Source organism: Herbihabitans rhizosphaerae (assembly GCF_004216555.1).
Taxonomy (GTDB): Bacteria; Actinomycetota; Actinomycetes; order Mycobacteriales; family Pseudonocardiaceae; genus Herbihabitans; species Herbihabitans rhizosphaerae.
In genome coordinates this window covers 219,946-241,203 of record NZ_SGWQ01000010.1, presented here as the reverse complement: position 1 = coordinate 241,203, position 21,258 = coordinate 219,946, and the positions used below count along the sequence as shown (strand labels likewise).

Genomic DNA, 21,258 nt, shown 5'->3' with positions numbered 1-21,258 from the left:
CGTGATATCAGCTTTCGCACCGCTCGAACCCTCCCGTAGAAATGCACACCATTCTTTCGAGAGATTATCATGCTATTCGTTCGCGCAATTCATAAATTGACCACAAATTGCATCGAACAGGCCTGGCGAGAATGACAACTTCACGAAGCGTCGTCACTGCTCCTGGCGGCGCCTCGACCGGACCAGCAGGAACACGCCGGCGCCGAGCAACAGCGCACCGAGTGCTGCCGGCAGCAGCACCGACGCACCGGTGTAGGCCAGCCCGTCACCGCTGGACGAATCGGTTCCCGTGTTCGTGTTCGCCACCGGCACCACGCCAGCGCCACCCGGCCCGGTCACCGTCGGCGGGTCGACCACCGGCACGGAACCCGACGTGGACGGCACCGACGACGTGGACGACACCGACGACGACGTCGAAGAGCTGGACGACGACGAAGAGGACGAGGACGACGTGGATGACGTCGGCTTCGTGGACGACGAGCTCGAGGTCGAGCTGGACGACGTCGTGCCCGTGGGGCCAGGACCACCCGTGCCCTCGATCGTGGCCAGCTCGGTCGGCATGCCGCCCTGCAGCGTGCAGGCCGACTCGAAGGTGCCGAGACCGGTGGGGCTGCCGTTGGCCGTCTTCGGCGTCATCTTGAGCCACAAGCCAACGACGTCGATCTTGTAGGCGCCCGGCTGGGACACCGTGATCGACGGCGCCTTGGCCGTGATGCCCTTCAGAATCAGCGGGCTCCCGACGGCGGGGATCGGGTTCGAGGGGATGACCACCGGCACGTCCAGCGGCAGGTCGAGACCCGGACCGGTGAGCTTGACCTTGGAGATTCCCTCGCCCTCGATGGTCTTGCCGCCGACGATGTTCAGGCCCTCGGTCGCCTTCAGGCCGGCATCCGCCTCGACATTGATCACGAACTCGGGGCTCGGCTGGTTGACCGGCAGGGTCGCCGGGATGTCAGCCTTGATCATCGTCTTGGTCGGCTGAATGTTGATCAGCGGGTAGGGGCAGTCATAGGTCTGCGTCAGCTCGCGCGGGTCGGCCGCACTGGTGCCCGCCGTGAGCACGAGGCCGGTTGTAGTGAGAGCGGCGACGGCCAGTCCGGCTAATCCGGCGGCGAGGTGTCTCCTGGAGGGTCGAACCTTCATGTGTCCTCTTCCACTGCTTGTGTCCGCCAGCGGAACGGGCAACCACGAATGCGTCCCCACTGGCGAAAACGACTACTGACGGTGTCTCCCCCGAATCTGGCCGCATGGCGGTCGTGTAATTATCGACCACCAGAACCACCCGGCAAGATCCGAATTTCACCAGTTCCTCGTAGGGACGTAAATTGACACCGGCCGACAGTCCGGCCGCCCGGTAGCTGTGCCACCGTGACAAGCGGGTGTCGAAGCGGTTTCCGGCGACCCACAACGGCTTCCACCAGGCGAGAGACGGCGCACCGGCCGCTTTGTCACGGACGTACAGTCGCCGCGACCGAAGTTGTGCACTTCGGATGAAGGCGTCGCGGCCATAGTGGCGGAATACGCCGTGAACCGTACCGACCGAGTGAAGCGGATTGACGCCCGCTTGTCCCGAATTTATCGTCTCCGGAGCAAAGTCCCTGCCGTCGACGGGTTTGCAAGACGGCTATTTTTGTCACAGCGAGGTGGACGAGCATGACAACCAGGAGGCCTGGCGTCACCCAGCTTCCGGAGCCGCGCCAGCGGCCCGCGCGGGCGCCGAGCCGCCCCACCTCGGCGCGGCCGCCGAAGGCCGCCCAGATGAGCGCGGCGCGCCAGGTCTGGTCGTCGATCCCGAACAACCTCGCCGACCGGCTGCGCCCGCTCACCAAGCAGCTCGTGACCGACGCGGTCAACGAGATCCAGAAGGCCGTCCCGGTGTACGCCAAGCCGCTGGAGGGCAAGTTCCGCGAGGTGCTGGTCGGCGCCGTCGAGATGGCCATCGTCAAGTGCTTCGACAACATGTCCAACCCGAACGCGCAGGACACCGACTGGAAGGCGGTGTTCCGCTACTCCGGGCGGGTCGAGTTCCTCGAGGGCCGCACGATGGACTCGCTGCAGACCGCCGTGCGGGTCGGCGCGCGGGCGGTGTGGCGGCGGGTCGCCGCGACCGGCAAGCAGCTCGGCATCCCGAACGACGCGCTGTTCGTCATCGCCGACGCGATCTTCGCCTGGGTGGACGAGATCAGCACCGAGGCGATCACCGGGTACACCGAGGCGCAGGCCAAGGCCAGCGGCGCACGGGAGCGTCGCCGCCGCCAGCTGCTCAAACTGCTGCTCGCCGAGACACCCGGAGCCAAGCAGGCGATCGCCGACCTGGCCGGGGCGACCGACTGGCCGCTGCCCGAGCACGTCGCGGCGATCGCCCTGGAGTGCGGCGAGGACCCGCACGACCTGCCGCAGACGGTGTTCGGGCCGAACGTGCTGGTCGACCTGGAGAGCGCCGAGCCGTGCCTGCTGATCGCCAACCCGGCCGAGGCGCTCGACGAGATCGCCGCCGGACTGTCCGGGCGCCACGCCGTGGTCGGCCCGACCGTCCCGGCGTCCGAGGCGCGCAGGTCGCTGGACTGCGCCCGGCGCGCGCTCACCCTCGTGCAGCGCGGCGTGCTGCCGTCCGAACCGGTGACCTGGTGCGCCGACCACCTGTCCACGCTCGCGCTGATGTCCGACGAGTTCCTGGTGTCCCGGCTGACCGAGCGCGCGATGGAGCCGTTCATCGGGCTCACCGTGAAGCAGCGCGACCGGCTCGCCGCGACGCTGCTGGCCTGGCTGGAGACGCGCGGCGGGGTCAACGAGGTCGCCGAACGCCTGGCCATCCACCCGCAGACGGTGCGCTACCGGATGCACCAGATCGAGAAGATCCTCGGCGAGCGGCTCGCCGACCCCGACGAGCGCCTCAGCATCGAGATCGCGCTGCGCGCCCGCCGGCTGTTGGAGCCCGCTCCCTGATCAGAAGTCGGTACTCGGCGCGCTCATCACCTGGCGCACCTCGATCGCCTGCTTGATCGGCGCACCGGCCGGACCGGGCGAGGCGGACATCGTCGCGGCGATCTCCACCGCGCGCTGCTCGGACTCCACGTCCACCAGCCGGTAGCCGGCCAGCAGCTCCTTGGTCTCGGGGAACGGGCCGTCGGTCACCACCGGCGCGCCGACGCCGTCGGAGACCACGAACTTGGCCAGCTCCGGCGCGGCCAGTCCGCGCGCCTCGACCAGCTCGCCGGAGGCCAGTAGCTCGTCGCTGAGCCGGTGCTGGAAATCGATGTGCCGCTTGATGTCCTCGGGCGCCCAGCTCGTCATCGGCGGCACGCCCTCGATCTGCTCGTAGTTCAGCAGCAGCATGAACTTGGTCATGTCGGCACTCCTCGTTCGACGGCGCGATCACTGGCATGTCTCGGATACGTCGGAACACGCCGCGCGCGCTCGACATCGTGCCGTAAAGTTCGCCACCGTGCTCCGGTACCCGCTGATCCACCCGCCGCTGCTCGGCGCGCTCGCCGCGGCCGGCCACGGGTCCAAGATCCTCATCGCGGACGCCAACTACGCGCACGCCACCAACGTCAACCCGCGCGCGGCGCTGATCCACCTGAACCTGCGCCCCGGCGTGGTGAACAGCGACGTGATCCTGGAGACGCTGCTGACCGCGGTGCCGGTGGAGGCGGCCGAGGTGATGCGCACCGACGACAGCTCCACGCCGCCGGTCTGGACCGCCTACACCGAGCACCTCGGCACCGAGATGCCGCTGAAACCGTTGGCGCGCCACGACTTCTACGCCACCTGCCTCGGCGACGAGCTGGCCGTGTGCGTCGCCTCCGGCGATCAGCGGCTGTACGCGAACCTGCTGCTGACCGTGGGCGTCGTCAGCTGAGGTCCTGGATCCGCCGCCAGGGACGGTCTTGCTCCAGGGCGAACGCCAACTCCAGCAGGGTGCGCTCGTCACCGTGCGCCGCGGAGATCTGCACACCGACCGGCAGACCGTCGGCCGCCGCGCCGGCCGGCAGCGAGATCGCCGGCGTCCCGGCGACGTTGTTCAGCGGCGTGTACGCGACGTAGTTGCGCAGCCGGTGGAGCAGCTCGTCGAACGGGACGTTCGGGCTGAGGTAGCCGAGCTTCGGCGGCGAGTGCGCCAGCACCGGGGAGACCACCACGTCGTGCTGGCGCAGCATGTCCGCGTACGCGTTCTTCACCCGCGACAGCCGCCACAGGGTCCGCGGCGTCCGGGTGAACTGCCGCCGGTAGACATCGCGAATGCCCTTGCTGAACCCGTCGAGCTTGTCGGAGTCGAACTCCTTGTCGATCGTGCGCTTACCCAGCGCGCTGATGAAGAACGCCAGGAAGCCCCAGTAGTTGATGAAGTCCTCGATGAACTCGTCGCCCACCGGCAGCGCGGCCGGGCTGACCTCGTGGCCCATCTTCTCCAGTCGCGCCACGGTCTCCGCGACGGTCGCCGCGGTCGCCTCGTCGGCCACCACGCCGCCGAGCGAGTCGGTCAGCACGCCGATCCGCAGGCGCCGGTTGGCCGGTCCCTCGACCAGCCCGACCGGCGGCAGCGACGGGTTGCGCCAGGTGCGCTCCATGGCCGCGATGAACGTCGCCGAGTCGCGCACCGACCGGCTGACCACGCCCTCGGAGACGATGTTGATCGGCATGCTGCGGGCCTGGTCACCGTCGACGTGCCGGCCGCGCGAGGGTTTCAGTCCGATCAGGCCGCAGCACGCGGCCGGGATGCGGATCGAGCCGCCGCCGTCGTTGGCGTGCGCGATCGGGACCACCCCGGCGGCCACCAGCGCAGCCGCGCCGCCGGAGGACGCGCCCGGCGAGTGCTCGGTGTGCCACGGGTTGTGCGTCGGCTCCGCGTCGGCGAACTCGGTGCTCGCGTTGAACCCGAACTCGGGCAGCCGGCTCTTGCCGAGGACGGTCATGCCGGAGCTGATGTACTGGGCGGCGTACGGGCCGTCCTTGGCGGCGGGCTTACCGACATAAGCGGCGGTGCCATGGTTGGTCGGCATCCCGTGCACGTCGGTGTTGTCCTTGACGTAGGTCGGCACGCCGGCCAGCAATCCGTCCACAGTGGACGGTCGGGCCCGGTCGTAGTCGGCGTACACCACGGCGTTGAGCACCGGATCGACCTTCTCCGCGCGCCTGATCGCGGCGTCGGCCGCTTCGCGCGCGCTGATCTCGCCTCGGCGGATCAGGTCCGCGACGGCAACGGCGTCGTGGTCGGCCAGCACGTCGTCGCTGAACGCGTGCACTCTGGTGTCGGTCATTCGCAGCGCCTCCGTTCGCCCCACCGCCCGGGTCAAGCCAGCATATGTCCCCGGCGTGTCCCTCTACCGAGGGTTGTGGTCGCGCACGTCACACGGTGGGATGGGCAGGAGAGGTTTTCGCGGGAGGAGGACGCCGTGCAGACGCCGGGAGCGATCAGCGCCATCGTGCGCTGGGTGGACCGGTTCGAGGAACGCGGCGTGTACGTGCCCGGCGAGGACAATCGGGCGATATCGCCGTGGCGCGACTACGGCTGGACGATCGCCGCGTGGCTTGTCGCGGTTGGCATGCTGCTGGTGTTCTTCGCGATGGCGAGTTGAGCCGATTCCCCTTGTGTGTCAAGGGATAGCGGTATCGGCGGTCACCTGTCACAAGTCTTGACAAATGGGTCAAGGAAAGATGTCCAGGGTCACCGGTGGTACCCCTTCGATCACAGGATGGCCACAGCACGACACCAGCTCTGAATCGACCACGCCTTCCGTTTCGTTTCCGAGACCCCGGGCGGCCAAGGTGAGTCGTGGGAATCGCTGCCCGGCCCCACCCTGCCCGGGTAGCCAGCCGCCACACCATCGAGAGAGGAACCCTGTGACGATCCGCCGCGCCCACTGGCGTCGCACCCGAGCCCCGCTCGGACTGGCGATCGTCGCGTGCGCGCTGCTGCCCGTGCTGGCATCGTGCGACAGCGGATCTCCGCAGGCGGCCGCGCAACCTCAGCCGACGGTCACGGCGGCGTCGGCGCCGGCGAGGTTCGGCGACCGTCGAGAGCTCGACAGGCTGATCATCTCGATGTCCACGCCGCGCTCGTTCGTGCCGAGCGAAACCGCCTACCCGCGCAAGCCGCGCGCGCTGGCGTTCGAGATGACGATCGAGAACCACCGCAACACGCCGTACCGCCCGTCGCAGCTGCTGGTGTCCGCCACCGGCGACGCGCGACCGCTGGAGCAGGTGATCGACACCGCACAGGGCTACACCGGGGTCGTGAGCGCCGGAGAGGCGATCCCGCCAGGTCAGAGCGTGCGGGTGACGCTGGCGTTCGCGGTGCCGGAAGGCAAGGTCACGGTGCGGATCTCGGTGCAGCCGGACGTGCCGGCCGGCGGTGTTCCCGCGGTGTTCGCCGACATCGTCTGACGCCTCCGGCAAGGTCTCCAGTAACGTCCGGGCCATGACCGAGCAGACCCGTCTCGCCGAGGGCGACGCGGCCCCCGACTTCACCCTGCCGGACAGCACCGGGAAGCCGGTGTCGCTGTCCGACTACCGCGGCCGCAAGGTGATCGTGTACTTCTACCCGGCCGCGGCCACGCCCGGGTGCACCAAGCAGGCGTGCGACTTCACCGAGAACCTCGCCGCGCTCAACGACGCCGGGTACGACGTGCTCGGCATCTCCCCGGACAAGCAGGACAAGCTGGCGAAGTTCGCCGCCGACGAGGGCCTCACGTTCCCGCTGCTGTCCGACGCCGACCGCACGGTGATGACGAAGTGGGGCGCGTTCGGCGAGAAGCAGAACTACGGCCGCACGGTCATGGGCGTGATCCGGTCGACGTTCATCGTTGACGAGTCGGGCGCGATCGAGCTGGCCCGCTACAACGTGCGCGCGACCGGGCACGTGGCGAAGCTCCGCAAGGATTTGAAGGTCTAGGCACTGGGCAACGTTGTTCCCCGGGTGCGCGTAATGCCGCCGCACCCCGAATAGTTGCCCCCGGTTCGGGTCAACTTTCCGCAGTTCAGGCCCCGTTTGCCTGGACATGAGGGAATGCGGTTCACGTCGCGTCGCCGTGCTGATCAGTGGTCTGGCGTTCGCCATGGCCGGCTGCGGGCTGGACTCCTCACAGGGCGGGATGATGGTGCCGCCGTTGACCACGAGCACGTCGTGGGACCCGAACCTGGCACCGGTCCCGGTGCCGATACCGCCGTCGGAGTCGACGCCACAGGGGCAGGCCACGCCGTCACCGCGCAAGCGGCCGGGCGACCGGCCCGGCGATCCGGCGATCGACGCGGCGAAGGTCACCTCGGCGGTGCGCTCGGTGGCGCCGAGGGCGACGGTCGGCGCGATCGTGCTGGACCGGACGACCGGCGCCACCCGGCTGTCGGTCAACCCGGATCAGCAGTTCTACTCCGCGTCGTTGGTCAAGCTGCTGATCGCGATGGAAGCGCTGGACGACGACGTGTCGACCGCACAGGTCACCAGGATGCTGTCGGTCAGCGACGACGAGATCGCGAGCGCGCTGTGGGTGCGGCTCGGCGGGGCGTCGATCGTCACCGACGCGGCGCGCACGATCGGGCTCACCGCGACCCGGCCGCCGGACATCGCCGGCCGGTGGGGCAACACGCTGGTCAGCGCGCGGGACGTGGTGAAGGTGTACCAACACGTGCTGGCGCTGCCGGAGCGGCACCGAAGCGTGATCGTCAACGCGCTGGCGTCCGCTCCCCGGCACGCGGCCGACGGGTTCGACCAGTACTTCGGGATTCCGGACGGGCTGGGCAAGCCGTTCGCGGTGAAGCAGGGCTGGGGCAACAGCGGGGCTGATCACGTGCTGCACTCGACCGGGCTGGTCGGCACCGACAACCGGTACGTCGTGGTGCTGCTGACCGGCCACCGAGGTCTCAGCTCGTGGAGCACGGCCGGTCGGTCGGTGACCACCGCCGCCCAGGCACTGGCTTCCTTCTTGTAAAGCTTTGCCGATAGCTTTCGCAAAAGCTATCCCGAAAGCTATCGCGACAGCTTTGGTGAAAGCTTTCCTGTGAGCGTTGCCAGCGAACGGATACCGAACCGTCACACCGAAACCCGAACCACGACGCCCCCACCCGCTCCAACTCCACCAGTTCCGAGAACGTCTGGCACACCGGTGAACCGACCGTCCTCAGTGGACAGTGAGCGCCCGCAGCAGGGGCAGCAGCGCGCGCATCGCGATCCCGCGGTGTGACGCCGCGTCCTTCACCTCGGCGGGAAGCTCGGCGGAGGTCCGGGTCCCGCCGTACGGTACGAAGATCGGGTCGTAGCCGAAACCGTTGGCACCACGAGGTTTCCGGGCGATCGTGCCACGCCATTCGCCGTGCACGACGGTCTCCGCGCCGCCGGGCACCACCAGCGCGGCGGCGCACACGAACGCCGCGCCCCGCCGCTCGTCCGGCACGTCGGCGAGCTGACCGAGCAGCAGCTCCAGGTTCGCCAGGTCGTCGCCGTGCCGGCCGGACCAGCGCGCGGACAGCACGCCCGGCATGCCGTTCAGCGCGTCCACGGCCAGCCCGGAGTCGTCGGCCACCGACGCGAGCCCGGTGGCCGACGCGGCGTCGCGCGCCTTGGCCAGCGCGTTGTCCGCGAACGTGGCACCGGTCTCCGGCGCCTCGGGAAACGCCGGCACGTCGTCCAGCCCGATCACCTCGATGCCGGCGCCGTCGAGAATCCGCCGCAGCTCGACGAGCTTCTTCGCGTTGCGGGTGGCCAGCAGCAGCCGGGTCACTTGGCCTTGGTCACCTTCGTCGCCTTCGCGCCGTCCGACTGCCCCGGCAGCTCGCCGGGGTACGGCTCGGCCAGCGCGGCGGCCTGCTTCCGGCACAGCTCGTCGCATCCGGCCAGCGCCATGTCCAGCATCTTGTCCAAAGTGGACCGTGCGAATGTCGCGCCCTCGCCGGTGCCCTGCACCTCGACCAGCGTGCCGGTGTCGGTGGCCACGACGTTCATGTCCACCTCGGCGATCGAGTCCTCCTCGTAGGGCAGGTCCAGCCGCACCCGCCCGTTCACCACGCCGACGCTGATCCCGGCGATCTGGCAGGACAGCGGCTGCGGGTCGGCCAGCTTGCCGGCGGCGCCGAGCCAGGTGATCGCGTCCGCGAGGGCGACGTAGCCGCCGGTGATCGCCGCGGTCCTGGTGCCGCCGTCGGCCTGGATCACGTCGCAGTCGATCACGATGGTGTTCTCGCCGAGCGCGGCCAGGTCGATGCACGAGCGCAGCGAGCGCCCGATCAGCCGGGAGATCTCGTGCGTGCGTCCGCCGATCTTGCCCTTCACGGATTCGCGGTCGCCGCGCGTGTTGGTGGCCGACGGCAGCATCGCGTACTCGGCGGTCACCCAGCCGAGGCCGGAGCCGGTGCGCCATCGCGGCACGCCGTCGGACACGCTCGCCGCGCACAGCACCCGGGTGTTGCCGAACTCCACGAGTACCGATCCCGCCGGCCACTTCTGAAAGCCCCGGGTGATCCGCACCTCGCGGAGCTGGTCGTCGTTCCTGCCATCGCTCCTAGCCACGGCGTCACCCTACGACGCGCATCGAGCATGGCTGCGGGTGGGACGCGCGTCACGCGATACCTGATTGACGGGCGGCCACACGCGGGCGCACAATTCATCACAGGTTGAAATGGAGCCGCCATGGTCGACGACGATCGAGCGAAGCACCGCACGCGGTGGCGTCCACGGCTACTCGTTGGGGCTCGGATAGCCGGCGTGCTCGCGGTCCTGGCCGTCGTGGCGATCATGCTCCACGGACAGCTCCCCGAACCAGCCGATGTGATGCGGTCGCTGCGCGCCGCCGAGGCCGAGTGGCTGCTCGTCGCGGTGCTCGCGGAAATGGCCTCGATGGGCCTGTTCGCCCGCCAGCAACGGCGGCTGCTCACCGCGTTCGGCGTGACCATGCCGAGGCACCGCGCGGTCGCGCTGGCCTACAGCCGCTCGGCGATCGCGATCAGCCTGCCGGCCGGGTCCGCGCTGTCCGCCGCGTTCGCGTTCCGCCAGTTCCGCACGGACGGCGCCAGCCGGACGATCGCCGCGACCGTGATGATCCTGTCCGGACTGCTGTCCATGGGCGCGCTGGTTCTGTTGTACGCCATGGGTTTCCTCGCCACCGCGACCGTGCACGTCTCCGCGGCGCTGAGCGAGCAGCCGATCCTGCCGATGCTCGCCGCGCACGCGGTGATCGTCGCCGTCGGCATCGGCTGGCTCGCCACCCGCCAGCTCCCCCGCCGCGGTCCGCGCCGCCCGCACCCGACCCGCTGGCCGCGTCTGGCGAAGCTGCTGCGCCCGGTGGCCGAGGCGGTGCGCAGCTCCCGCGACGTCGCACCGAGGCACTGGGCGCTCGCACTCGGCGCGGCGCTGGCCAACTGGCTCACCGATCTCGCCTGCCTCGCCGCCGCGGCCACCGCGTTCCACCTGGACATCGGGGTGGTCGAACTGGCCGCGATCTACCTGACCGTGCAGGTCGTGCGCCAGATCCCGCTCACCCCCGGCGGTGTCGGCGTGATCGAGCTGAGCCTGCTCACCGGGCTGCTGGCGGCCGGTGCCGAGGAGGCGCCGGCGGCCGCGACCGTGCTCGTCTACCGGCTGCTGTCCTGCTGGCTGATCATCCCGCTCGGATTCGTCGGCTGGCTGGTGCTTAAGACGCGGCGGTCAGATCGTGTAGCTGGCGCCACGCCGGACCAGCTCGACACCGTCGTCGAAGGCCCCGCGAGCCTCGGCGAGGACGGCGTCGGCGTCGGTCCACGGCGGGACGTGCGTGACGAGCAGCCGCCCGACGCCGGCACGGCTCGCCAGTTCGCCGGCCTCCCGCCCTGACAGGTGCAGGTCCGGCGGCCGGCCCTCGGCGTGCGTCCAGGACGCCTCGGACAGCAGAACGTCCACCGTGGACGAGAGATCGACGAGCGGGTCGTTCCACCCGGTGTCACCGGTGTAGACCAGCGATCGTCCATTGTGGACGATCCGGAAACTGAACGCCTCACAGGGATGTGGCGCGCTCACCGCGGTCACCTCGAACGGTCCGATGTGGACGGTTCCGTGGTCGAGCGGGGTGAACGAGTACACATCGGACAGATCGGTGACGAGCCGGTCCGCCTCGTCCGGTGAGTACGCGGCCACCAACCGGTTCGGCGCCTCCTTCGGCGCGAACACCGGCAGCCGGTTCGCCCGGGGGTCGCGCGACGGCTCCGGGTGGTAGCGGCGCAGCACGGTCAGCGCGGAGAAGTCCGCGCAGTGATCAGGGTGCAGGTGCGAGAACAGCATCGCGTCGACCGTGAGCGGGTCGCGCAGGGCCATCAGCTCGGCCAGCGTGCCGTTGCCCAACTCCAGCGCGAGCGTGAAACCCTCGGCTTCGAGCAGGTAGCCCGACGCGGGTGCGTTCGGACCAGGCGCGCTGCCCGAGCAGCCGAGGACGGTCAACAGCATGCCGGACAGCCTGTCACATCGGTGGTACGGCCAGCTACGTTCTGGTGAACGGCGCCACTCGACCAAGATCGGGGCCGAGGAACCGGCGGGCCAGCCGCAGCAGCTTCTCGGTCGACCCGGTGGCCAGGAATTCGTGCTCGGCGACCTCGCCGTCGGGGCGGAAGAGATCGCCCTCGGTGAGCACCCGCACGACGTCCTTCGCGGTCTCCTCCGCACTGGACACCAGCGTCACCTTCTCGCCCATGACGATCTGCAGCACGCCGGTGAGCAGCGGATAGTGCGTGCAGCCGAGCACGACGGTGTCCACATCGACCTGCTGCAGCGGCGCGAGATAGCCCTGCGCGAGCCCGAGCACCTGCCGGCCGGACGTGGTGCCGCGCTCCACGAAGTCCACGAACCTCGGGCACGCCGCGCTGGTCACCTCGATGTCCGGCGCGGCGGCGAACGCGTCCTCGTAGGCGCGCGAGCGGATCGTGCCCACCGTGCCGATCACGCCGATGCGGCCGGTGCGGGTGGTCGCGATCGCCCGCCGCACGGCCGGCACGATCACCTCCACGACCGGGATGTCGTAGCGCTCGCGGGCGTCCCGCAGACACGCGGACGACGCCGTGTTGCACGCCATGACCAGGAGTTTCACCCCGCCGGCCACCAGCTCGTCGGCCACCGCGAGCGAGTGCGCGCGAACCTCGGCGATCGGCAGCGGGCCGTACGGTCCGTGCGCGGTGTCGCCGACGTAGCGGATCCGCTCGCCGGGCAACTGGTCCATGATCGCGCGGGCCACGGTCAGCCCGCCGACGCCCGAGTCGAAGACCCCGATCGGCGCGTCGGGGAACACTGTCACGTGACGACTCCACCGGTGTCGGCTCGCTTGCGCGCCTTGGTCGCCGACGCCTTGTTGGCAACCGACACCAGCCACGCGGCCAGGATGCCGGCCACGGCGCCGAACAGGTGGCCCTCCCAGGAGATGCCCGGGTCGCCGGGCAGCACGCCGAGCAGGGTGCTCCCCCAGTACAGGAACAGCGCGGCCGCCACGAGCAACTGCTTGAAGCTGCGGTTGAACATCCCGCGCACGAGCAGGAAGGCCAGCCAGCCGAACGCGACACCGGAGGCGCCGACCGTCACCGTGCCCCACGCGCCGGTCAGCCAGACACCGAGGCCGGACAGGATCCAGATCGTCCCGGTCACCGCGATCCACTGGCCGATGCCGGCGGACATCGCGAGGAAACCGAACACCAGCACCGGAATCGTGTTGCTGAACAGGTGATCCCAGCCCGCGTGCAGCAGCGGCGCGAACAGCACACCGTCCAGACCGGACAGTTCGCGCGGCTCGACGCCGAACTTGTCCAGGTCCGCGGGAATCACCGAGTCCAGGAACTCGATCAGGTACAGCAGCGCGGTGAAGCCCAGCACCACGATGGCGGCTGCCTTCGGGTTCGGCGGCAGTACGCGGTTGACCGGATCGGAGCCGGCCGGCTTGGCGGGCAATGTGGTCACGTGTTCCACGGTACGTGTTCGTAGCCGGTCCGGTATCCGGAAGAACCCTGAACTGTCCCTGCCATCGGTTACCTTCTGCGAGGGCTGGTTCGGGGAAGAGGGTGCAGAACGTGAGCGACATCGAGGTCGCCGTGCGCGCCGATGCGGCGTGGGGCGTCTCGCCGACGTGGGAGTTGGCGAGTTCCACCTTGTTGTGGTCCGACGTGCGCGGCTCGGTGGTGCACAGATCCAATCCCGCGGCGGGCACCGGGGAGGTCTTCGAGCTGCCGCAGCCGGTCGGCGGGGTGCGGCCGAGAATGCGCGGCGGTTTCGTGGCGCACCTGCGTGACGGTGTCGCGTTGATCGAGGCGACCGTGTCGCGGCGCTGGCTGGCGTACTGGGGGCGTGACGGTTACCGGGCCGGCGAGATCGGCGTCGATCCGCGCGGCCGGCTGTGGGTGTGCACGCTGCCGGCGAACGGCGAGCCGGGCGGCGCGTGGTTGGCGCGGGTCAACCCGGACGGCGCCGCCACCGTGGTCAAGGCCGACGTGGGCACCGGCGGCGGGGTGACCTGGAGCCCGGACGGCGCGCTGCTGTACCACCTCGACTCGGCGCGTCGCATGATCGAGGTGTTCGACTACGACGATTCCTCCGGCGCGGCAACGGATCCACGTGATCTGTGCACTGTGGACGGATCTGTCCCGAGTGGACTGTGCGCGGATGCCGAGGGCGGGTTGTGGCTGACCGTCGCGGGCGCGGTGCGCCGGTACGCCGCGGACGGCACGCTGTCCGCCGAGTTCGAGCTGCCGGTGTCCAGGCCGACGTCGTGCTGCTTCGGCGGTTCCGCGCTGGCCGACCTGTACGTCACCACGGCCGCCCGGGATTCCGACGACGACGAACTGGCCGGCTCGGTCCTGGTGCTCCCGGACGCCGGCGAGGGCCTGCCGCCGACCGTGTTCGCCGGCTAGCAGACCCGGTCGAGCTGGTGGTCGACGGCGGCGATGGCGGTGCGCGCGTCGATGTGGCCGACCAGCAACTGTGACAGCAGCCCGTCGACCAGTGCCTGCAGGATCACCGCCTCGCGTTCGGCGTCCGGGGTGGACCCGACCATCTCGGCGAGGAACGCCCGCATGCCGGCTCCGCTCTCGCGCAGCGGCGCGGCGATCTCCGCCGCGACGGCCGCCCTGGCCAGGAACGCGAGCAGCACCGGCCCCTCGGCCAGCCCGGCGTCGTCCAGCGGCAGCATCGCCAGCAGCAGCGCGCGCAGCCGGGTGCGCGGCGTGCGCTTGCTGGTGACCGCCGCCGCGATCCGCTGCTCGTAGCGCTCGCTGATCACGGCGAACGCGAACAGCAGCATCTCGTCCTTGGTCGCGAAGTAGTGCTGCACCTGGCCCATCGACACACCGGCCTCGGTGGCGACGTGCCGCAGGCTGACCGCCTCAAGGCCCCGCGTGCCGGCGAGCCGGCACACCGCGTCCGCGATCCGGCGCTTGCGCGCCTCGTGGTCGACCTGCTTCGGCATCACGCCTCCCTTCGATCCAATGCAATCGTATTGCACTGGAGCCGCCTTCGCGTTTACGATGCGACTGCATTGTAAAACGAGGAGGACTCATGACGACGACCCAACGCGGCGACCGAACCTGGACGTTCGCCAGCCGCACGTACTACGGCGCACTGTCCCGGTTCAACGGACCGATGCACGACCTCGCCCTGCACCACCTCGGCCTCGAGGCGGGTGACTCGGTGCTCGACATCGGCTGCGGCACCGGCGCGACACTGGCCGCGCTCCGTGACGCCGTCGGCCCGTCCGGTCGGGTTGTCGGCGTCGACTACAACGCCGGCATGGTCGATCGCACGCGGAAGTTCTTGCGGCGCAAGGGAATCGACGCCGAAGTGCGCGAGGCCGACGCGACCAGGGAACCACACGGCTACGAGGAGTTCGACGCGATGATCGCGATCACCGCGTTCAACGCCATGCCGGACGTACCGGCCGCGCTCCGGCTCGCGCACGACGCCCTGCGCCCCGGCGGACGGCTGTTCGTGTTCGACGTCCGGCTGGTGCCCTCAAGCGGGTTCGTCGAGGGCACGATCACCAGGCTGCTGCGGTTCGGCTACCGCAAGCTGACCGCGTTCACCGGAGCCGACATCGTGGACGAGGTCGAGCGCGTGTTCGGCACCGTCGACCGGATCGGCGTCACCCCAAGGCTGACGATCCTCCTGGCACACAAGAAAGCTTGACAAATGCTCCCGCTACCCCATGCGTACTTTAGCCCGCTAAAGTACGCCGCCCGCAGAGAAAGTCCAGGCCAAACATGATCAACAGGGAGCGGGAGACGTGAAGGTGGTCCGCATCAGGCTGTCGGCGGCGATGCGGTCACCTTCACGGAGTCAGGCCCAGAGGTGGCCGTCGAGGCGGGCGGCGGCCTCGTCGATCGTGCCGCTGTAGGCGCCGGTGGACAGGTACTTCCAGCCCGCGTCGGCCACCACGAACACCACGTCGGCTGTCTTGCCGGCGGCCGCCGCCTTGTCCGCGACGGCCAGCGCCGCGTGCAGGATCGCGCCGGTCGAGATGCCGGCGAAGATGCCCTCGGACTCCAGCAGCTGCCGGGTGCGGCGCAGCGCGTCGTACGAGCCGACCGAGTAGCGGCCGGTCAGCACGTCCGGGTCGTACAGCTCGGGGACGAACCCCTCCTCCAGGTTGCGCAGCCCGTAGACCAGCTCGCCGTAGCGCGGCTCGGCCGCGACGATCTGCACCTCCGGCTTCTGCTCGCGCAGGTACCGCCCGACGCCGACCAGCGTGCCGGTGGTGCCGAGCCCGGCGACGAAGTGCGTCACGGTCGGCAGGTCGCGCAGGATCTCCGGGCCGGTGCCCTCGTAATGCGCGCGCGCGTTGTCCGGGTTGCCGTACTGGTACAGCATCACCCAGTCGGCGTTCTGCTTGGCCAGCTCCTTCGCGCGGCGCACCGCCTCGTTGGAACCGCCCTCCGCCGGCGAGTACACGATCCGCGCGCCGTAGGCCTGCAGTAGCTGCTTGCGCTCCTCGGAGGTGTTCTCCGGCATCACGCACACCAGGCCGTACCCCTTGAGCTTGGCCGCCATGGCCAGCGAGATGCCGGTGTTGCCGGACGTCGGCTCCAGGATCGTGCAGCCCGGCCGCAGCCGACCGTCTTGCTCCGCCGCCTCGATCATCTTCTGCGCGGGGCGGTCCTTGATCGACCCGGTCGGGTTGCGGTCCTCCAGCTTCGCCCACAGCCGCACGTTCTCGGCCGGGGAGAGCCGGGGCAGCCCGACGAGCGGGGTGTCCCCCAGCGCGTCGAGCAGCGAGGCGTAGCGCGCCATGGGTCAGCCGCCGGCGACTGCGGGCAGGATCGTGACGGTGTCGCCGTCGGTCACCTTGGCCTCCAGCCCGCCGGCGAAGCGCACGTCCTCGTCGTTGACGTACACGTTGACGAAGCGGTGCAGCGTGCCCTCCTTGACCAGGCGCGACTTGAGCCCGCCGTGGTCGTTCTCGAGGCTTTCGATCACCTCGGCCAGCGTGCTCCCGCTCGCCTCGACGGACTTCTCCCCGCCGGTGTGCGTGCGCAGAATGGTCGGGATGGAAACGGTGACGGCCATGTGCAACCTCCGGATTCGGCCTTCTCGTGATGAACGACGCGTGGCACGGCGGGTGGTATTCCCGCCGGACCCGTCAATCCTGGTCTGGAACGTCGTCCGCGCCGGTGTGCGCGAACAGGTAGGTCTCGACGACCTCGACCGGCTCCTCGGTGACCTCGCCGTCGACGATCCGGAACGACCGCAGCTCGTGCGTCTCGGGATCGCGGGTGGAGATCAGCACGTAGTGCGCGAACGGCTCGGAGGCGTAGGCGACGTCGGTGCGCGACGGGTAGGCCTCGGTGGCGGTGTGCGAGTGGTAGATGACCACCGGCACCTCGTCGTTGGCGTCCAGTTCGCGGTACAACTTCAGCAGGTCGGCCGAGTCGAACTCGTAGAACGTCGGCGAGCGCGCGGCGTTCAGCATCGGGATGAACCGCTCCGGGCGGTCCGACTCGTCGGGGCCGGCGATCACGCCGCACGCCTCGTCCGGGTGGTCGCGGCGCGCGTGCGCCACCATCGCGTCCACGAGGTCACGGCGGATCTGCAACACGGCTCTATCTTAGGACGTGGATGTACTCGTCCCAGTTCGTGAGACGGACACCACGGCAAGTAGGCGATCCGCTGGTTGGCCGTGCGCCGCGATCCGTGAGTGTGACCCGCTACCGCTCCCCGCCGCCCACGGAATCACCCTCACGTTCTCCGCCCCTCGCTGACCTCGCCTGACCTGCACTTTCTCCGTGGCCGACGTACTTTAGCGGGCTAAAGTACGCGAAGAGGCGTTGCGGAAGTTGTCAAGTCTGGGGCGATGTGGCGTTGGTCGGCGGGGTTTCTAGTGCCAGACGTCGCGGTAGGCGGGCAGACCGGGCAACCCGGTCGCGGTGAGCACGCCGTGCACCATCGCGCGGGCGAACGTGTCGGCCGCGGCCTCGCACAGCCGGTCCAACGCGGCGGCCCGCGCCTGCGCGGCGAACGGGCCCTCCACCTCGGACAACTCCCGGTCGCCGGTAGCCAGCGCGAAGATCGTGTCGCCGTCGAACATCGAGTGCGCCGGCCGCACCGAGCGGGCCAGCCCGTCCTGCGCGGACACGGCCAGCCGCCGGCACTCCGCCTTGGACAGCGCGGCGTCCACCGCGACAACACCGATCGTGGTGTTCAGATCGTCCAGCCCGGTGTGCAGCGGCAACTCGCCCGCGCGCTGCGGCCACGCGCCGAACTCGCTCGCGACCTCGAAATCCGCGGCGAACGCCCGGCCGGTGCCGAAGTCGACCGCCTCACCCTTGGCGTTCACCACCGCGAGCGAGCCGACCGTGAAGCCGTCCACCGTGACCGACGCGGTGCCCACACCGCCCTTGAGCGACCCGACGCGGGTACCCGCGCCCGCGCCGACGGTGCCCTGCGCGACCGGACCGTTGGTGGCCGCTTCCGTTGCGGCGTAACCGAATTCGGCGTCCGGACGGTTGCCCCAGTCACTGCGCGGCAGGTCGAACACCACCGCGGCCGGCACGATCGGCACCACCTCGTGCGGCTGCGCGCCGACCGGGAAACCCCGCGAGTGCTCGCCGAGCCAGCGCATCACGCCGTCCGCGGCGGCCAGCCCGAACGCGCTCCCGCCGGACAGGCAGATCGCGTCCACTCGGGACACCAGGTTCTCCGGCTCCAGCAGGTCGGTCTCCCGGGTGCCCGGCGCGCCGCCGCGCCCGTCCACCGCGCCGACCGTCCCCTGTGGACAGAGCACGACGGTGGTGCCGGTGGCCCAGCCGTCGCCCAGCCGCGAGTGGTGACCGACGAGGATCCCGTCCACGTCGGTGATCGCGTTGTACCTGCTAGCCACAGTCACCCGCCGTCGTGGTTTTCGCGAGTCCCGCGCTGTGCACCGGTGCGGGGCGCGGGACTCACCGGTGCGGGGCGCGGGACTCGCGCATTCACTCCTCACCGGCCAGCGCCCCCACCATGGTGTCCTGCACCCAGGTCAACCAGTGGTAGACGCCGAGGTGCGCGGATCGCGGGTCCTCCGACGGCAGCTCGTCCGGCATGTCCTCGGTGACGTCCAACGCGGTGCCCAGCGCCAGCCGCACGTCGTTCAGCGCGGACAGCCACGCCTCGGCCTGCTCCAGGCTGAGCCGGATCTCGCCACCCTCGGGCGGGCAGGTCTCCAGCACCACGTCGGACACGCTGATCTTGCGGTCCAGCAGCTCCGGCTCGTGCAGCGAGCGCAGCGCCGCCGCGGAGTCCATGTCGGACTGCTCGGGCGCGTCGTCGTCGAGCCGGTGGAAGTCCGGGAGCAGGCGGGACAGGATCGGGTCGTCCGGCGAGGTGGACGACCCGGTGCGGATGCCGGTCAGCTCGGCCAGCTCGTCCTGCGGCGCCTCCTCGGCCCGCGCGCGGAGGATGTCGCCGGTCTGCGAGACCAGCCCGCGCAGCACCGCGGCCTCCTGCTGCTCGATGACCGCGACGACTCTGCTTCCCTTGCGGCGCCAGGGTTTCACGACTCGTGCTGCATCGTCGCCCACAGGCCCGCCGCGTGCAGCCGCGCGACGTCGCCCTCCATCTTCTCCTTGGAACCGGAGGACACGATCGCCTTACCCTTGTGGTGTACGTCGAGCATCAACTTCGTCGCCTGGTCCCTGGAGTAGCCGAACAGCTTCTGGAACACGTAGGTCACGTACGACATCAGGTTGACCGGGTCGTTCCACACGATCGTCTGCCACGGCTTGTCCTCCTCTGTGACCTCCGCGGAGCTGGGGTCGACCTGCGTCTGTTCCGCGTGAGCAGGCGTGGTCATGTGTCCATGGTGGCATGGCCACCGGAAGCGACGTCACCCAGTTGGCCCACTCGTATCTGATCTACGCTTCCCTGATATGCGCACCGGCTCCAGTACGGCCCTGCTGACCGACCACTACGAGCTGACCATGCTGGCCTCGGCGCTGTCCGACGGGACCGCCGACCGGCCGTGCGTGTTCGAGACCTTCGCCCGCCGGCTGCCGGACGGGCGACGGTATGGCGTGGTGGGCGGCACCGCGCGGGTGCTCGAGGCGATCACCCGGTTCACCTTCGGCGAGGAGGAACTGCGCCTGCTGGCCGATCGCGAGGTGGTCGACCCGCGCACGCTGGACTGGCTGGCCGGGTATTCCTTCTCCGGCGACGTGGACGGCTACCCCGAGGGTGAGCTGTATTTCCCCGGCTCGCCAATTCTCACGGTGCGTGGCACGTTCGCCGACGCGGTGGTGCTGGAGACGCTGGTGCTGTCGATTGTCAACCATGACAGCGCGATCCTGTCCGCGGCGGCCCGCATGGTCAGCGCGGCCAACGGACGGCCGATCATCGAGATGGGCTCGCGGCGCACGCACGAGAACGCGGCGGTGTCCTCGGCGCGCGCGGCCTACCTCGCCGGGTTCACCGCGACGTCGAACCTGGAGGCGGCCCGCCAGCACGCCATCCCGACCACGGGCACCTGCGCGCACGCGTTCACGCTGCTGCACGACAGTGAGGCGGCCGCGTTCGAAGCGCAGGTGAAGGCGCTGGGCGTGAGCACCACACTGCTGGTGGACACCTACGACATCACGCAGGGCATCAGCACCGCGATCGAGGTGGCCGGCACGTCGCTCGGCGCGATCCGGATCGACTCCGGCGATGTGGGCGTGCTGGCCAGGCAGGCGCGCGAGCAGCTCGACACGCTCGGCGCGAAGAACACGAAGATCGTGGTGTCCGGCGACCTGGACGAGTACGCGATCGCGTCGCTGCGCGCGGAGCCGGTGGACGCCTACGGCGTGGGCACGTCGCTGGTCACCGGATCGGGTGCGCCGACCGCCGGAATGGTCTACAAGCTGGTCGCGGTGGACGGGCGCCCGGTGGCCAAGCGCAGCTCGCACAAGGAGTCGCGGGGCGGGGCGAAGTCCGCGCTGCGACGGCACAAGCCGACCGGGACGGCGTTGGAGGAGGTCGTGCACCTGGCTTCCGCGGCGCCGGAGCGCGGCGAGCACGACCGGGTGCTGCCGGTGCCGCTGCTGCGTGGTGGACAACCGGTGGGTGCGGCACCCACGCTGGAGGAGTATCGCGCGCGGGTGCGCCAGGGTTTGGTGAGCCTGCCGTGGGAGGGCTTGAAGCTGTCGCACGGCGAACCGGCGATCCCGACTGTGTTCGCCTGATCGCCTGATCGAGAGGAGCCGTCGTGGGACGGGCGCTGATCGTCGTCGATGTGCAGAACGACTTCTGTGAGGGTGGCTCGCTGCCGGTGACAGGCGGGGCCGAGGTGGCCGCGGCGATCAGCCGGCACAAGGAGTCGGGCGGGTACGACGCCGTGGTGGCCACGCGGGACTATCACATCGATCCGGGTGCGCACTTCTCGGAGACTCCCAACTTCGTGGATTCCTGGCCGGTGCACTGTGTGGTCGGAACGCCGGGCGCGTCGTTCCACCCGGAGCTGGACGTGGCGAACCTGGCGGCGGTGTTCTCCAAGGGCCGGCACGAGGCGGCGTACTCGGGCTTCGAGGGTGCGTCGGCCGACGGCGCGCCGCTCGCGGACTGGTTGCGGGACAACGGGATCGACACCGTCGACGTGGTGGGGATCGCGACCGACCACTGCGTGCGGGCGACCGCGCTGGACGCCGCCCGCGAGGGCTTCGCCACCACCGTGCTGCTCGATCTCACCGCGGGCGTCGCACAGTCCACAGTGGACAAAGCGCTGGCCGACTTCGCCGACGCCGGCGTCACCCTCACCGGCTCCCCGCGCGTCGGCTAGCACCCATCAGCCGCAGACCAGCCAAACCCATCCATCCACAGGCCCC

25 protein-coding genes and 1 pseudogene are annotated in these 21,258 nt (G+C 70.0%); 11 read left to right on the top strand and 15 right to left on the bottom strand.

The genetic code is table 11. The annotated features are described in order from the left end of the window. Positions 1-153: 153 nt before the first annotated feature. Positions 154-1,143: a DUF6801 domain-containing protein gene (locus EV193_RS33505; protein ID WP_165401507.1), complete on the bottom strand. Its 990-nt coding sequence runs from the start codon at positions 1,141-1,143 to the stop codon at positions 154-156. Between the two features lie 510 nt (positions 1,144-1,653). Between EV193_RS33505 and EV193_RS26135 the strand changes: the two genes are divergently transcribed. Further along, complete coding sequence (locus tag EV193_RS26135; protein ID WP_130347481.1) at positions 1,654-2,946, top strand: PucR-like N-terminal domain-containing protein; 1,293 nt, start codon at positions 1,654-1,656, stop codon at positions 2,944-2,946. Here the strand turns inward: EV193_RS26135 and EV193_RS26130 are convergent, their stop codons facing one another. After that, entirely contained in the window at positions 2,947-3,348 is a 402-nt protein-coding gene (locus EV193_RS26130; protein WP_130347479.1) for a YciI family protein, read from the bottom strand. A 97-nt stretch (positions 3,349-3,445) separates the two neighbouring features. Here EV193_RS26130 and EV193_RS26125 point away from each other — a divergent pair, with 97 nt between their 5' ends. Continuing rightward, positions 3,446-3,862 carry an RbsD/FucU family protein gene (locus EV193_RS26125; protein ID WP_130347477.1) on the top strand — a complete coding sequence of 139 codons (417 nt, stop codon included), beginning with the start codon at positions 3,446-3,448 and terminating at the stop codon, positions 3,860-3,862. Here EV193_RS26125 and EV193_RS26120 read toward each other — a convergent pair. Next, complete coding sequence (locus tag EV193_RS26120; protein ID WP_130347475.1) at positions 3,855-5,261, bottom strand: amidase; 1,407 nt, start codon at positions 5,259-5,261, stop codon at positions 3,855-3,857. The genes EV193_RS26125 and EV193_RS26120 overlap by 8 nt on opposite strands. Positions 5,262-5,396: 135 nt before the next feature. On the opposite strand from EV193_RS26120, the gene EV193_RS26115 reads away from it, so the two are divergent. From EV193_RS26115 to EV193_RS26100, 4 genes are all read left to right on the top strand, one after another. Then, complete coding sequence (locus tag EV193_RS26115; RefSeq protein WP_130347473.1) at positions 5,397-5,579, top strand: hypothetical protein; 183 nt, start codon at positions 5,397-5,399, stop codon at positions 5,577-5,579. 265 nt (positions 5,580-5,844) lie between these two features. Beyond that, entirely contained in the window at positions 5,845-6,387 is a 543-nt protein-coding gene (locus EV193_RS26110; RefSeq protein ID WP_130347471.1) for a hypothetical protein, read from the top strand. Between the two features lie 34 nt (positions 6,388-6,421). Continuing rightward, on the top strand, positions 6,422-6,895 hold the full coding sequence (gene bcp, locus EV193_RS26105; RefSeq protein WP_130347469.1) for a thioredoxin-dependent thiol peroxidase: 474 nt from the start codon (positions 6,422-6,424) through the stop codon (positions 6,893-6,895). A gap of 136 nt (positions 6,896-7,031) precedes the next feature. After that, on the top strand, positions 7,032-7,928 hold the full coding sequence (locus EV193_RS26100; protein ID WP_130347467.1) for a serine hydrolase: 897 nt from the start codon (positions 7,032-7,034) through the stop codon (positions 7,926-7,928). A gap of 189 nt (positions 7,929-8,117) precedes the next feature. Here the strand turns inward: EV193_RS26100 and rdgB are convergent, their stop codons facing one another. Together rdgB and rph are read right to left on the bottom strand one after the other, a co-directional pair. Next, positions 8,118-8,717, bottom strand: a complete 600-nt coding sequence (gene rdgB, locus EV193_RS26095; RefSeq protein ID WP_130347465.1) for an RdgB/HAM1 family non-canonical purine NTP pyrophosphatase — start codon at positions 8,715-8,717, stop codon at positions 8,118-8,120. Further along, positions 8,714-9,502: a ribonuclease PH gene (rph, locus tag EV193_RS26090; RefSeq protein ID WP_130347463.1), complete on the bottom strand. Its 789-nt coding sequence runs from the start codon at positions 9,500-9,502 to the stop codon at positions 8,714-8,716. Before rph ends, rdgB begins: the two co-directional genes overlap by 4 nt. Positions 9,503-9,622: 120 nt before the next feature. On the opposite strand from rph, the pseudogene EV193_RS34240 reads away from it, so the two are divergent. Then, positions 9,623-10,618 (top strand): annotated as a pseudogene (locus EV193_RS34240) (lysylphosphatidylglycerol synthase transmembrane domain-containing protein); the annotation flags it as partial. Between the two features lie 18 nt (positions 10,619-10,636). Here the strand turns inward: EV193_RS34240 and EV193_RS26080 are convergent. From EV193_RS26080 to EV193_RS26070, 3 genes are read right to left on the bottom strand one after another with little or no spacing between them, the layout of a single operon-like run. Next, entirely contained in the window at positions 10,637-11,407 is a 771-nt protein-coding gene (locus EV193_RS26080; RefSeq protein WP_130347459.1) for an MBL fold metallo-hydrolase, read from the bottom strand. A 34-nt stretch (positions 11,408-11,441) separates the two neighbouring features. Further along, on the bottom strand, positions 11,442-12,242 hold the full coding sequence (murI, locus tag EV193_RS26075) for a glutamate racemase (RefSeq protein ID WP_130347556.1): 801 nt from the start codon (positions 12,240-12,242) through the stop codon (positions 11,442-11,444). 2 nt (positions 12,243-12,244) lie between these two features. After that, complete coding sequence (locus EV193_RS26070) at positions 12,245-12,901, bottom strand: rhomboid family intramembrane serine protease (protein ID WP_130347457.1); 657 nt, start codon at positions 12,899-12,901, stop codon at positions 12,245-12,247. Positions 12,902-13,011: 110 nt separating this feature from the next. Here EV193_RS26070 and EV193_RS26065 point away from each other — a divergent pair, with 110 nt between their 5' ends. Next, positions 13,012-13,848, top strand: a complete 837-nt coding sequence (locus tag EV193_RS26065) for an SMP-30/gluconolactonase/LRE family protein (RefSeq protein WP_242613674.1) — start codon at positions 13,012-13,014, stop codon at positions 13,846-13,848. On the opposite strand, the gene EV193_RS26060 is transcribed toward EV193_RS26065, so the two are convergent. Continuing rightward, a complete protein-coding gene (locus tag EV193_RS26060; RefSeq protein WP_130347453.1) occupies positions 13,845-14,402 on the bottom strand; it encodes a TetR/AcrR family transcriptional regulator in 558 nt (185 codons plus the stop codon). The genes EV193_RS26065 and EV193_RS26060 overlap by 4 nt on opposite strands. 89 nt (positions 14,403-14,491) lie before the next feature. On the opposite strand from EV193_RS26060, the gene EV193_RS26055 reads away from it, so the two are divergent. Then, a complete protein-coding gene (locus EV193_RS26055; protein ID WP_130347451.1) occupies positions 14,492-15,118 on the top strand; it encodes a class I SAM-dependent methyltransferase in 627 nt (208 codons plus the stop codon). A 150-nt stretch (positions 15,119-15,268) separates the two neighbouring features. Here the strand turns inward: EV193_RS26055 and EV193_RS26050 are convergent, their stop codons facing one another. From EV193_RS26050 to clpS, 6 genes are all read right to left on the bottom strand, one after another. Further along, on the bottom strand, positions 15,269-16,219 hold the full coding sequence (locus tag EV193_RS26050; protein WP_130347449.1) for a PLP-dependent cysteine synthase family protein: 951 nt from the start codon (positions 16,217-16,219) through the stop codon (positions 15,269-15,271). A 3-nt stretch (positions 16,220-16,222) separates the two neighbouring features. Continuing rightward, a complete protein-coding gene (locus EV193_RS26045) occupies positions 16,223-16,495 on the bottom strand; it encodes a MoaD family protein (RefSeq protein WP_130347447.1) in 273 nt (90 codons plus the stop codon). 73 nt (positions 16,496-16,568) lie between these two features. Beyond that, positions 16,569-17,024: a M67 family metallopeptidase gene (locus EV193_RS26040; RefSeq protein WP_278044216.1), complete on the bottom strand. Its 456-nt coding sequence runs from the start codon at positions 17,022-17,024 to the stop codon at positions 16,569-16,571. 279 nt (positions 17,025-17,303) lie between these two features. Beyond that, positions 17,304-18,305 (bottom strand): P1 family peptidase, encoded by a 1,002-nt coding sequence (locus EV193_RS26035; protein WP_130347445.1) that lies wholly within the window; start codon positions 18,303-18,305, stop codon positions 17,304-17,306. 91 nt (positions 18,306-18,396) lie between these two features. After that, positions 18,397-18,960, bottom strand: coding sequence for a DUF2017 domain-containing protein (locus EV193_RS26030; protein ID WP_130347443.1), 564 nt, complete (start codon positions 18,958-18,960; stop codon positions 18,397-18,399). Further along, positions 18,957-19,256 (bottom strand): ATP-dependent Clp protease adapter ClpS, encoded by a 300-nt coding sequence (gene clpS, locus EV193_RS26025; RefSeq protein ID WP_130347441.1) that lies wholly within the window; start codon positions 19,254-19,256, stop codon positions 18,957-18,959. Before clpS ends, EV193_RS26030 begins: the two co-directional genes overlap by 4 nt. Positions 19,257-19,332: 76 nt before the next feature. Here clpS and EV193_RS26020 point away from each other — a divergent pair, with 76 nt between their 5' ends. Both EV193_RS26020 and EV193_RS26015 read left to right on the top strand, forming a co-directional pair. After that, positions 19,333-20,619, top strand: a complete 1,287-nt coding sequence (locus EV193_RS26020) for a nicotinate phosphoribosyltransferase (RefSeq protein ID WP_130347439.1) — start codon at positions 19,333-19,335, stop codon at positions 20,617-20,619. Positions 20,620-20,642: 23 nt separating this feature from the next. Further along, positions 20,643-21,212, top strand: a complete 570-nt coding sequence (locus EV193_RS26015) for a nicotinamidase (protein WP_130347437.1) — start codon at positions 20,643-20,645, stop codon at positions 21,210-21,212. The last annotated feature ends 46 nt before the right edge of the window (positions 21,213-21,258 follow it).

Coding starts and splice junctions, on each gene's coding strand:
- EV193_RS33505 (WP_165401507.1), bottom strand. CDS start 1,143: ATGAAGGTTCGACCCTCCAGGAGACACCTCGCCGCCGGATTAGCCGGA.
- EV193_RS26135 (WP_130347481.1), top strand. CDS start 1,654: ATGACAACCAGGAGGCCTGGCGTCACCCAGCTTCCGGAGCCGCGCCAG.
- EV193_RS26130 (WP_130347479.1), bottom strand. CDS start 3,348: ATGACCAAGTTCATGCTGCTGCTGAACTACGAGCAGATCGAGGGCGTG.
- EV193_RS26120 (WP_130347475.1), bottom strand. CDS start 5,261: ATGACCGACACCAGAGTGCACGCGTTCAGCGACGACGTGCTGGCCGAC.
- bcp (WP_130347469.1), top strand. CDS start 6,422: ATGACCGAGCAGACCCGTCTCGCCGAGGGCGACGCGGCCCCCGACTTC.
- EV193_RS26080 (WP_130347459.1), bottom strand. CDS start 11,407: ATGCTGTTGACCGTCCTCGGCTGCTCGGGCAGCGCGCCTGGTCCGAAC.
- EV193_RS26060 (WP_130347453.1), bottom strand. CDS start 14,402: ATGCCGAAGCAGGTCGACCACGAGGCGCGCAAGCGCCGGATCGCGGAC.
- EV193_RS26055 (WP_130347451.1), top strand. CDS start 14,492: ATGACGACGACCCAACGCGGCGACCGAACCTGGACGTTCGCCAGCCGC.
- EV193_RS26050 (WP_130347449.1), bottom strand. CDS start 16,219: ATGGCGCGCTACGCCTCGCTGCTCGACGCGCTGGGGGACACCCCGCTC.
- EV193_RS26045 (WP_130347447.1), bottom strand. CDS start 16,495: ATGGCCGTCACCGTTTCCATCCCGACCATTCTGCGCACGCACACCGGC.
- clpS (WP_130347441.1), bottom strand. CDS start 19,256: ATGACCACGCCTGCTCACGCGGAACAGACGCAGGTCGACCCCAGCTCC.
- EV193_RS26020 (WP_130347439.1), top strand. CDS start 19,333: ATGCGCACCGGCTCCAGTACGGCCCTGCTGACCGACCACTACGAGCTG.